The sequence below is a fragment of the Parolsenella sp. genome (assembly GCF_982402205.1).
Genome location: NZ_CEVYAT010000039.1, coordinates 1 through 10850, shown reverse-complemented (window position 1 = coordinate 10850; position 10850 = coordinate 1). Strand labels below are relative to the sequence as shown.

The following is a 10850-nucleotide window of genomic DNA, read 5'->3' as shown; positions in this document are numbered from 1 at the left end:
CTCGTGACCCGCGCGGGCCACGCGCTGCGTCTGCGCTTGCTGCCACCCTCCGAGCGCAGCCTGCGCGCCGGCGCCCTCACCACGCGCGACCTTCTCGATGAGGAGTCAGGCGCGCGCTGCCGCATACCGGCCCGCCAGGTGCCACCGTTCGCGAGCCTCATCTGCGTGCCCGTCTGGTTTGGCGGCCACGTCATCGCGATCATCGAGGTGGGCTGGGCCGAGGCCCGCCCCTCGCGCCGCGACGACGCGCGCCTGCTCGACTCGGTCTCGCAGTACCTCTCGATCGAGTTCGCGGCCGCCATCTCCTCGATGCGCGCCGAGCGCGCCCAGCGCCTCGACGACCTGGCCCAGCGCCTGCACGACATCGTCGAGAACGACCCGCGCCCGCCCGAGGGCGACCTCACGCCCCTCACTGACGCCCTGTGCAAGGAACTCGACGTGACGCTTGTGCCCCTCATCTGCAAGAGCTTCAACGACACGTGCGTGGCCGACCTTCCCGGGCTGGGCGAGGTCACGATCCTCGCGGGCATAGACGAGCTCGTGAGCGCCCGCGCCGATGCGGGCATCGCTGTGGTGCCCATCGAGCGCAGCCGCGCGCTCGTGGAGGCCCTCGAGGTCTCGGGCTGCGACGACACGGGCGTCCTTCTCGACCTGGGCGAGCTTGGCGGCGAGCGCCGCAGCTTCCTCGTGCTGCGTGATGCCGGCGCCGAGCCCATCGACTCCGACGAGCTCGACTTTCTGCGCCGCGTGGCCATCGACGTGCGCCAGGCCGCGGAGGCGGGCGAGCGCCGCATCAAGGACACGCGCATCTCGCAGGCGCTGCAGAGCGGCATGAGAAACGAGCTGCAGCACATCGAGGGCATCACGGCCCACGGGCTGTACTCGTCGGCCACCGAGGCGGCCCTCGTGGGCGGCGACTTCTACGACCTCATCCGCCTGCCCAACCGTCGCGCCTGCGTGATTTTGGGCGACGTCTCGGGCAAGGGCGTTGAGGCCGCGAGCGTCTCGGCCGCCGTCAAGACGGCGCTCGGTGCCTACGCGTGGGAGGGTCAGCCGCCCGCGCGCATGATTCGCTTGCTCAACAACTTCCTGCTGGGGTTCTCGCGCCTCGAGACGTTCGCCACGATGTTCGTGGGCATCGTCGACCTGCAGTGCGCGACCCTCACGTACTGCTCGGCGGGCCACCCGCCCGCGATTTTCCTGCGCGCCGAGCCGCGCGAGATGTTCACCCTCGATGAGCAGTCGGGCGTGGTGGGTGCGTTCAGGGCGATGAGCTACCACGACGGCCACGTGCGCCTGCGTGTGGGCGACCGCCTGCTGCTCTACACCGACGGCGTGACCGAGGCACGCGACCCGCACGGCGCCTTCTTTGGCGAGCAGGGCTTGCGTGACGCGGTGATGGAGGAGACGAGCGGGTCCGACGAGGGGCTGCTCGACCGCCTGCTGGCACGTATCGACTCGTTCACGCGGCGCAGCCTTGACGACGACGTTGCGATGGTGACGTTGCGGTTCGACGAGCTGGGTTAGGGCGGCGCCGTGGGGCGACGCGTGCGGCGACGGTGTGTGGTGCGCAGGCCGCAGTGCGGGTGCGAGCGACGCGTGCCCGTTGCTGGCTGTGCCTGCCTGGCGTCCTTCTCGCGCCCTGAGAGGCCTTCTGCGTGCCGTTTGCGGTCAACGTGGGCGCTCGTGCGTTAGAGCGGCGGCCGCGTGGGCAGAATGCCCCTATGACTAACGCTGACGACATACTCGTGATTCCCGTCGAGGGCGACCTCGACGTGAGCTGCGTCGCGCGGCTGCGCCCCTACATCGACGAGCGCATCGCGGGCGGGTGCCGCCGCGTCATCCTCAACATGGCGCAGGCGTCCTACGTCGACAGCCTGGGCATGAGCCTCATCTTCTCAGAGGCGCGCCGGCTGCGCGAGCTTGGCGGGCTGCTGTCGCTCGTCAACGTCAGCGCGTCGGTCTATCGCTCGCTCGTGATCTGCCGCCTGGTCGACTTCGTGCCTGTCACGGGCGCGGGCCCCAAGCCGCCCATCCCCGCGCTCGACCCCACGGTGCGGCCGCTGTGGCACGGCACCATGCGGGTCGACCCGTCGCGCCTGTCGATGGCGCGCGGGCGCGTCGAGCAGCTGCTCACGCAGACGGGCCTCACGCCCGACGAGGTGTTCGACATGACGCTCGCGGGCGGCGAGGCGCTGGGTAACGCGATTGACCACACGAGTGCCGAGGGCGTGCTGCTCACGGTGTCGGTCTACGCGGACCGCGCGGTGGTCGAGGTGGCCGACTGCGGCGACGGGTTCGACCCCACCAGGTCCGGCGACGGCGCCGAGGACGCGGCCGATCTTTCTGACGAGACGAGCGGGGACCTCGAGCGCGGGCGCGGCATCAAGCTCATGCGGATGCTTGCGGACTCGGTCGAGATTGGCCGCAAGGCAAACGGGGCGGGAACCGTGGTGCGCCTCGTGAAGCTCATCACGCCGATGGCGGGGGAGCGCGTCGCGGGGATGTAAGCGCGGGCTGCGATGACGCGAGGGCGCAGCGGAGCGCGGGCGAGGACTGCGATGGCGCGGTGGCGCGGGGACGCGGTCGGGACGTGGGCGAGGGTTGCGACGACTCGTGGCGTCAGGGCTGCTGGTCGGGCGGTAGCCATCTGACCTGGACTGGGTTTTGAGGTTTTGCCCTTCTCGCGCTGTGACCTGCGACTTTGAGAAACGCTCAAATTTTTTTCGAAAATGATGTTGCGCGAGGGCGGGAGTTTGCGTATAGTACTTTCTCGCACGCGGACATGGCTCAGTTGGTAGAGCACCACCTTGCCAAGGTGGGGGTCGCGGGTTCGAGCCCCGTTGTCCGCTCCATGAATTTGAGAGCCCCGGTTCGCCGGGGCTTTTTTGTTACCTATCAGGCATGTGCGCCTCGTGAGCCGTGGGGAGGCCATGGCTCGCCAGGGCCTATTTGTTACCTATCGAGCACGTTTCGGGCGCCTGCGCGATTGGTGACCTGCCTGTGTGCTCAAGCGCGGTTGTAGCTCTTTCGCTTCTTTGCCCTGCTTTGCTTGCGCGTCCGAATTCCTGAGCACCCACTTTTACGTCCCTTAAATCATCGAGTACCCGCTATTACATACCGCGAGACCATCTAGCACGTAATAGCGGGTGCTCGATGGTCGAGCGCGTAAAACCGGGTGCTCGATGGGGGTACTCGATGGCCGAGCGCGTAAATGTGGGTGCTCGGGGAGTGGGGCGGACTTCTGTGCAGCACTTCTCTAAATCAAACGCTGCTTGCCGCGTCGCTCTTCTAGACCCCAAATCATGCTGCCAAAATTCGTCAAAGATTTCTCTTGGCAACGTGCGATCTTTTCCGTATACTATCTTCTCGCACGCGGACATGGCTCAGTTGGTAGAGCACCACCTTGCCAAGGTGGGGGTCGCGGGTTCGAGCCCCGTTGTCCGCTCCATGTGAATGCGGGGCCGGCCATCCGGCCGGCCCTTTTTCAATGGCGACGTGGCCAAGTGGTAAGGCATGGGCCTGCAAAGCCCCTACCCCCAGTTCGAATCTGGGCGTCGCCTCCATCTAATTCGTACGACCCAACCGCTTCGGTTGGGTCGTTTCTTTTTTGGATACTATAGGGGTAGAGCCGGCGCGCCAACAGCCATCCTGTGGAGGGCTTGGCGCGCGGGTCCGTTCGCGCCGTCCGTCTCGTGAGGGGCTCCCTTGCTCAACGTCCTGATTCTTCTCGCGCTCATAGGGCTCGTCTACGTGCTCGTGCAGTACCTTGCGCGCATGGTGGGCTACCGCTTCGCGCGCGGTCGCAGCTTCCGCGTGCTGGCTCGGCGCGGCAAGGTGCCCGAGGAGCTTACCGAGGCCGCCGACAAGGTCATTCTCGACCGCGCGCGGCGCCGCAGGGCGCACAAGAGCCACGACCCAGCCTACGCGGACCTCAAGACTCAGCCCAAGCCCAAGCTCTCGACCGAGCAGGTCCAGGCGCTCAAGGAGGCCCGCTCCGCGGTGCGCGAGGACTACCTCGACCACATGCGGCCGGGGTTCTACCACTACGTGATTATCTTCATGGTGGCGAGCGTGGCGGGGCTCGTGCTCGAGATGGTGTGGATGTTCGTGTCGTCGGGGCGCACCGAGCTGCGCGTGGGCCTCGTGTGGGGCCCGTTCTCGCCGCTGTACGGCTTTGGGGCGTGCCTGCTCACGATGGTGCTGTGGAACTTCCGCAAGGCGCCCATGGGGCAGGTCTTTGTGCTCTCCGCGCTGCTCGGTGGTGGCCTGGAGCAGACGACGGGCATGCTTATGGAGAACCTCTTCCATGCGCAGTCCTGGACCTACCTTGGCCTGCCCGACGCGATTACCCAGTGGATTGCGTGGCGTTTCATTTTTGCGTGGGGCGTCATCGGGCTCATCTGGTGCCGCGTGGTTATGCCCGAGGTGATCTACCGCATCGGTGAGCCCACGAGTCGCCTGCAGGTGATCCTCGTGGCGCTCATGACGGCGTTTCTCATCGTGGACATGCTCGCGACGGTGTTCTGCTTCTACCGCAAGGCGCAGAGGGACCTGGGAATTCCGCCGGCGAACCCGGTGGACGAGTACGTTGACGCGCACTTCTCGGACCAGTTCATCGAGAACCGGTTCCAGAACCTTGTGGTGGGGGAGGATCTGGAGCCCAACAAGTAGGCGCTTTGGGGTGCGGCTTGCGGGTTGCGCGAGTGTGCGAGGCGCGTGGCTCGCTGGCCGCGTGGGTGCGCGGGTGGCTGCGTAGTGCAGCGTATGGCGAGCGTGGGCGCCGCCGTGCCGCACTCCATGGGGCGCGGCATGTCCCATCTTGCGGACGTGAGTGCGAGAATGCTGCGGCCTTTTGAGGCTGACGGTGCATCTACCTCGCCTTTCTCAAACTTTTTCGAGCAAATCAAAAAAAGTTGAGATTTGGGGTTGCGCGGGGGCAGAAGCTTCAGTATATTATTCCTCGCGCCGAAACGCGCACCCCAAGCTTCGGGCGTTTAGCTCAGGGGGAGAGCGCTTCCCTGACACGGAAGAGGTCACAAGTTCAAATCTTGTAACGCCCACCAAATTGGCGAGGCCGGAACCAAGTGGTTCCGGCCTCTTTTGGTATGTAGGGGCGATGCGCGGGGACAGTACGAGCGGGCCGATCCTGCACTTAGTGGGGACGAGCACGAGTGGGCCGGTCGTCGCACATAGTGGGGAGGTACGAACTAGCCGATCCTCGCGTAAAGTGGGACAAATGCGAAGTGGCTGATCCCGCACAAAGGGGCCGCTCTATGCGAGATGGCCTACGCGGCATATCGGATGGCGGCGCCGGTGTTCCTTGGGCCACTGCGACCCCCTGGGCGCCTCTCCGCTCGCGCCACACCTTCTTCTGCCCCTCTTGGCTATTGTCGCAGGCAGAAAACTTGCTCTGGGGCTCTGATGCCATACCCGCCCCCGATTCGGGAGGGCCTTGCCTTCTCGGCGGGGCCGCCCTTTTCGTCTTGACCCCTCTCGCTCTTCTCGCCCCGGGTCTTCGCGGCATAGGGATGCCTGCTACCGTTCCCCAGCTTTACATCTGGTTATCGAACATAGGGACGGCTCGCCTGTGCAACAATTATCAATATGTGACAGTTTTGGGGCTGTTGCGTGCGGTTTTATGTCAATCGCGAACGTGCCGGCGCCGTCGTGCCGCTCGCTTTACCGTGCCGCGCCGCGGCTGAGGACAGGGGGATTCCATGAGCAACATCGTCATCGTCACCGAGTCGGGAAGCGACATTAGTGCCGCCGAGGCCGCGGAGCTTGGCGTCGAGATCGTTCCCATGCATGTCTCCATCGGCGACGTCACGATCGACGACGGCTCGCTCGACCCCGCCGAGATGCTCGAGGAGTGCCGCCAGCTGGGCGTTCTTCCCCACACGAGCGGCAGCATGCCCGCCGACTTCGCGGCCGTCTTCGACCGCATCCACGCCGAGCGCCCCGATGCCCACATCCTCTACATCGCCTACTCTGCGGTGACGACCTGCTCGTTCGAGAGCGCCCGTACGGCTGCCGAGGGCCGCGATTACATCTCGATGTTCGACTCCGCGCACGTGACCATTGGCCTTGGCCTCGTGGTGCGCAAGACGGCCGAGCACCTCGCCGCTAACCCCGACATCACGATCTCCGAGCTGCTCGAGTGGTCTCAGGCCTACGCTCGCCGCGTGCGCATGGGCTTTATTCCCGGCGACCTGGGTTACCTGCGCGCCGGCGGCCGCCTGTCCAACGCCGCTTTCGTGGGCGCCACGCTGCTGCGCATCAAGCCCATTATCGAGCTCATTGACGGCCGTCTGGTGGCCACCAAGAAGCTGCGCGGCAAGATGGAGCCGTGCGCCCTTGGCCTTATCGACCACCTGCTGGTGCAGGGTACGCCCGACACCTCGACGGCCTTTCTGGTGCGCTCGTGCGGCCTGCCGCTCGCGATTCAGCAGGCTGCCGAGAAGCGCGTGCGCGAGCTGGGCTTCTCCGAGGTTCGCTGGTATGACACGCAGAACGTCATCACCTCGCACTGCGGCCCCGGCTCGTTCGCCTTTGCGTTTGCCCTGGCTGAGTAGCTAGCGCTTGGGGGTCTGCTTGGGTTTGGCCATGGTTGTCTCCTTGGCCTCTGCTGCCGCGACGGCGTTCTTCTCGGCCTTGTGTTTTGCGGTGCCCGGCTTGGTCGCGGCCTTGGCGCCGCCCCTGGCCTTTGCCTTTGCCTCGGCCTTGGTTCGGGCGGAGGCGTCGACCTTGCCATCGTTCTGGGCCATCCCGAGCGTCTCCCACTCCTGAAACAGGTCTCCTCGCAGCGCTTCCTCGCTCTTGACCATGCGACTGGTCTGGGCGGGGAGGCGCTGCCTCAGCTCGCGCTCGACGAGGTCCATGACCACGTTGAAGCTGTCGTGGCTTGCGATTTGGTCATGGCTGACGAGGATAACGCTCACGCCCATCGACTCGAGTGCCGTCGTGCGGTCGGCGTCGGAGATCCTGGCCTCGATGCCTTCGTGGGCGCTCGTGCCCTGGCACTCGACGTCGACGACGTGCGTGCCGTCTGACGAGGTTATGAGGATGTCTGCGATGCAGTAGCTGCGATGGGCGATCTTGCTCGCCGCTTGCGTGAAGCGAATGGTCGCGTTGGTCTCGATCTTGATGCCGCGGCCGCCCAGCGTGCGTGGTAGGCCCATGAGCAGGGCTGTTCGCACCTCGAGGGGCGAGAGTGTGACGCCCTGAAGCATCGCTGCTGCCCGTTCGAAACGGCGCGCCCCGCGATGGTCGCGCACCTCGCGCGCAAAGCTCGCGAGCTCGTGGGGCTCGACGAGGTGGCTGCGCTGCCAGAGGCTCGAGGGCCTCTTGTCCTTTGAGGGCGCCCGCTCCCAGCCGTACGCCAAACGCGCGTCGTTGGTCTTAGGGAGGACCTTCTCGACCTCGTCTGACGGGCGATAGACAGCGAACTCGCCGCAGAACTCGTGCATGATCATGGCAAGCTCGATGTCTGTGCAGTACTGCGCGAGCGTGAGGAGCGTGAGCAGGGGAGACGCCACGGTGCCAACGACGGGGCCATCTATAGTTGCCTGCGGTGGCAGTGGTCCCGACCAAAGATGCTGCTTGATGTGCTTGGCGTTGGTGTGTTCACTGACGCTTGAGACGAGTGTATGAACCGTTTCGCCAAAGAGTTCTTTAAAGGCTGGGCTTGTCGATATGAATGTCTGCGTTGCCCGGTCTTGTGAGATGGGGATGCTTGGCAGCAAGTCGAGCACTTGGGGTGGTGTCCTGAGGTAGCTGAGTGCCGAGGGACCGCAAATGATGCCTTCCATAGATTCTCCCTTAATAAAAAGTGCACCAATTAGGTAACCTACTTCGGGGATGCCTAAGTAGGTAGGCGCACAGGGCATGAAAATGCCTGATAAGCAGAGGGGAGTCCGCTGGCTACTCTTTGAGTTCGGATTAGGTTACCTAATTGATGTAACTATTTGAATCAGAAGGCGATGATTGCGGGCGAGCGGGTCGAAACCGCTTCTCGAGCGGGCGAGTTTTGCATCCTAGCTAACCTCAGGCAGGCGAGTGCCGACCTTAATGGCGCTGTTGGCTGCACGCGGGCTTGTCGGTTGGCGGTTTACGAGAAGGACCGCCGCGAGCGCGAGTGCTGGCGAGAGATGGCTTGCGGAAATGCACGAGGCAGCGGTCAACGATTTTTGCGCTCACGGCTATGGGGTGCTAACAACAAAGAAGGCGGGAGCGGCCCATTCGGGCCGCTCCCGCCTTTCCTAGGTGCGTTGCAACGTCGATGCGCGTTTAGGCGACGAGCTCCACGTTGAGCGTGGCGGCGAGCTCGGCGGCGTCGTTGCACTCGCGCAGCTTGGTCTTGAAGTTGTCGTCCATGAGCAGCATGGCAGCCTTCGACAGCAGGCGCAGGTGGGTGGAGCCGGCCTCGGAGTCGGGGATGAGCAGGGCCATCGCGATGTCGACGGGCTTGTCGTCGAGGCTTGGCCACTCGAGAGCGGTGTCGTTCTTGAAGATGATGACGGCGGCGTTCTTCACGGCCGTGCTCTTGCAGTGCGGCACCGCAAAGCCGTCGACCATGCCGGTCTTGTCGATCTCCTCGCGGGCGAGGAAAGCCTGGTAGACGGCATCGGCGTCATCGGCGACGCCGAGCTTGGTGGCGACGTCGGCGATGATGCGCAGCGCCTCCTCCTTGCTGGTGGCGTGCTGGTTGAGCAGGATGTTGCACTCGTTGACAAAACCGCTCATGGTGAGTCCTTTCTATAGGGGAGGGCGATGCGGGCTGGGCCGACCATTGGGGCACAGGCGTTGCGCGCTCCGCGAAACAAGGCAGCCCCGTGCGAAAGATTCTCGCACGGGGCCACAGGTGTTGCAAAGCGAGACTACTTGGCGCTGTCCAGCTTGGGCTTCATGACAACGAGGATGGCGGCGCCGACGAGCGCGCCAATCACGATGTCAAGGCAGAACAGGCCAACGTTGCTGGTGGCAAGGGCCACGATGAAGCCGCCGTGCGGGACGTAGCAGTCGATGCCCTGGAAAGCGGCGAGGCCAGCGCCCACGGCAGAGCCGATGCAGATGCCCGGCAGGGTGTGGGCCAGGTCCTTGACGGCGAACGGGATGGCGCCCTCGGTGATGCCGATGCAGCCCATGAAGATGGCGGAGATGCCCATCTGGCGGTCGGCGTCATCGAACTTGTTGCGGGCAACGAGCGAGGCGATGCCGCAGGCCAGCGGCGGGACGGCGACGGCGACGCGGAACATGCCGTTGGGGCCGTAGATGCTGGAGGCCATGAGGGCCATGGTGAACGTGGAGGCCGTCTTGTTGATGGGGCCGCCCATGTCGAACGCGGTCATGACGCCAATGACGAGGCCGAGGACGACGGCGGAGCCGCCCTGCAGGCTGCCGAGCGCGGCGGTCAGCCAGTCCATCACGAAGCCGAGCGGGGTGGCCAGGATGTAGATGTAGGCCATGCCGAGCACGAGCGAGGTGAGGATCGGGATGATCAGAATCGGCATGATCGTGTTGATCGTGTCGTTGACCTTCCAGGTCTTCATCCAGCGGACGAAGTAGCCGCAGATGACGGCCATGATCATGGCGCCCAGGAAGCCGGTGGAGACGCTGGCGCCGCTCGGGGTGGTCACCGCGTTGTTAACCAGGTAACCAAGCACGAAGCCGGGGGCGAGGGCGGGCTTGCCGGCCATCGAGTAGGCGATGTAGGCGGCGAGCACCGGGATCATCATCGAGATGCCGGCCATGCCGATGGTGTTCAGCGACACCATGAACGGGTTCGTGACCTCCATGCCCGACGCGCCGGCGGTGCCGGAGGCGAGGGAGAAGGCGAGGAACACGCCGCCGATGACGACGATGGGGATGAAGTAGCTCACGCCGGTGTTGAAGGCGTTAAGCAGGGTCTTGCCCGGCTCGGCGAAGATGGACTTCTTCTCGGCGGGCTTGGGGCCACCAGGAGCGGCGGTGGCGACGGGCTTGGCGTCCTCGACGGGCGCGGCCTCGGCCTTGGCGGCGGTGGCGGAAGCGTCGATGCCGGCGGCGGCCAGGGCGTCATCGATCACCTTGGCGGCGTCGGAGATGGCGTCGGCGGTGCCAACCTTGTAGAGGCGATCCTCGGTGGCCTTGGCCTCGAAGCGGTCCTCGCCTTCGATGCCCACGTCGATCGTCTCGATGACGAGGTCCGCGGAATCGACGTCCTCCTGCGTGAGCTCGTCCTCGATGCCCATACCACCCTGGGCCTCGACCTTGCACTCCCAGCCGCGCTTGGCGCACTCGTCCTCGATGGCCTTCTTGGCCATGTAGGTGTGAGCAATGCCGACGGTGCAGGCGCTAACTCCTACGATCTTCACGTTCTCCTCCTTTGACCAGCTTGGTCCCATGCCACGTTGGGCCCGCGGGCGCTGCGGTGCCTTTGCAAGCCTTGGCGTGGCTGCTTGACAGGAAGTGTTTTATCGTAGGGACTAACATATGCGCAACGCGAAATCGGCAAACGTGCAGGTAGATGAATAGCCATCGCATTTTGTTAATTGATTAACTAACCTCGGAACCTCGGAAAAAGCATCGTGCGCAATTTGTCAAGAATATTCTTTGATATTCGATAAAAGCGCGTTGGAAACTCGTGCGAAAACGATTGCCCATTGATTGATATACAAGTTCGTGAGCTGCGCGTTCTAGTGAATTTGCTGCCGAGAAGGGCGTTCGTGGGGTTTGTGAGGCGATGCGTTCGAGGCGGTCGGGGCGATGGGGCGCTCGCGAGCATAGGACGGGCTGGTGAGCGCCAGGCGGGCTGCCGCGACGCGGCCGAGAAGAATTCGCGTGGCGCGTGCCGTGGCGCCGCCATGCGC

At 64.6% G+C, this 10850-nt stretch carries 7 protein-coding genes and 4 tRNA genes; 8 read left to right on the top strand and 3 right to left on the bottom strand.

Annotated features, from left to right (window positions below; genetic code table 11):
• The 8 genes from AC1VTH_RS03690 to AC1VTH_RS03655 form a co-directional block, all read left to right on the top strand.
• Positions 1–1527, top strand: a 1527-nt coding sequence (locus AC1VTH_RS03690) for a GAF domain-containing SpoIIE family protein phosphatase (RefSeq protein ID WP_481334745.1), incomplete at its 5' end; no start/stop codon positions are given.
• 197 nt (positions 1528–1724) lie between these two features.
• Entirely contained in the window at positions 1725–2510 is a 786-nt protein-coding gene (locus AC1VTH_RS03685; RefSeq protein ID WP_481334743.1) for an anti-sigma factor antagonist, read from the top strand.
• Positions 2511–2779: 269 nt separating this feature from the next.
• Positions 2780–2855: transfer RNA gene (locus AC1VTH_RS03680), tRNA-Gly, on the top strand.
• A gap of 520 nt (positions 2856–3375) precedes the next feature.
• Positions 3376–3451 (top strand) — tRNA-Gly (locus AC1VTH_RS03675).
• A gap of 41 nt (positions 3452–3492) precedes the next feature.
• Positions 3493–3566 (top strand) — tRNA-Cys (locus AC1VTH_RS03670).
• A 142-nt stretch (positions 3567–3708) separates the two neighbouring features.
• Entirely contained in the window at positions 3709–4674 is a 966-nt protein-coding gene (locus AC1VTH_RS03665; RefSeq protein WP_301830674.1) for a putative ABC transporter permease, read from the top strand.
• 317 nt (positions 4675–4991) lie between these two features.
• Positions 4992–5066 (top strand) — tRNA-Val (locus AC1VTH_RS03660).
• 654 nt (positions 5067–5720) lie between these two features.
• The gene (locus tag AC1VTH_RS03655; protein WP_481334742.1) at positions 5721–6575 is read left to right on the top strand and encodes a DegV family protein; all 855 of its coding nucleotides are present in this window, start codon (positions 5721–5723) and stop codon (positions 6573–6575) included.
• On the opposite strand, the gene AC1VTH_RS03650 is transcribed toward AC1VTH_RS03655, so the two are convergent.
• The 3 genes from AC1VTH_RS03650 to AC1VTH_RS03640 form a co-directional block, all read right to left on the bottom strand.
• Positions 6576–7538 (bottom strand): hypothetical protein, encoded by a 963-nt coding sequence (locus AC1VTH_RS03650; RefSeq protein WP_481334741.1) that lies wholly within the window; start codon positions 7536–7538, stop codon positions 6576–6578.
• Between the two features lie 751 nt (positions 7539–8289).
• Entirely contained in the window at positions 8290–8745 is a 456-nt protein-coding gene (locus AC1VTH_RS03645) for a fructose PTS transporter subunit IIA (RefSeq protein ID WP_481334740.1), read from the bottom strand.
• A 134-nt stretch (positions 8746–8879) separates the two neighbouring features.
• The gene (locus tag AC1VTH_RS03640; RefSeq protein WP_481334738.1) at positions 8880–10355 is read right to left on the bottom strand and encodes a PTS fructose transporter subunit IIC; all 1476 of its coding nucleotides are present in this window, start codon (positions 10353–10355) and stop codon (positions 8880–8882) included.
• Between the last annotated feature and the right edge of the window lie 495 nt (positions 10356–10850).

What these genes read in the sequence shown, in the direction of transcription:
- AC1VTH_RS03685 (WP_481334743.1), top strand. Translation starts at nt 1,725, where the DNA reads ATGACTAACGCTGACGACATACTCGTGATTCCCGTCGAGGGCGACCTC.
- AC1VTH_RS03655 (WP_481334742.1), top strand. Translation starts at nt 5,721, where the DNA reads ATGAGCAACATCGTCATCGTCACCGAGTCGGGAAGCGACATTAGTGCC.
- AC1VTH_RS03645 (WP_481334740.1), bottom strand. Translation starts at nt 8,745, where the DNA reads ATGAGCGGTTTTGTCAACGAGTGCAACATCCTGCTCAACCAGCACGCC.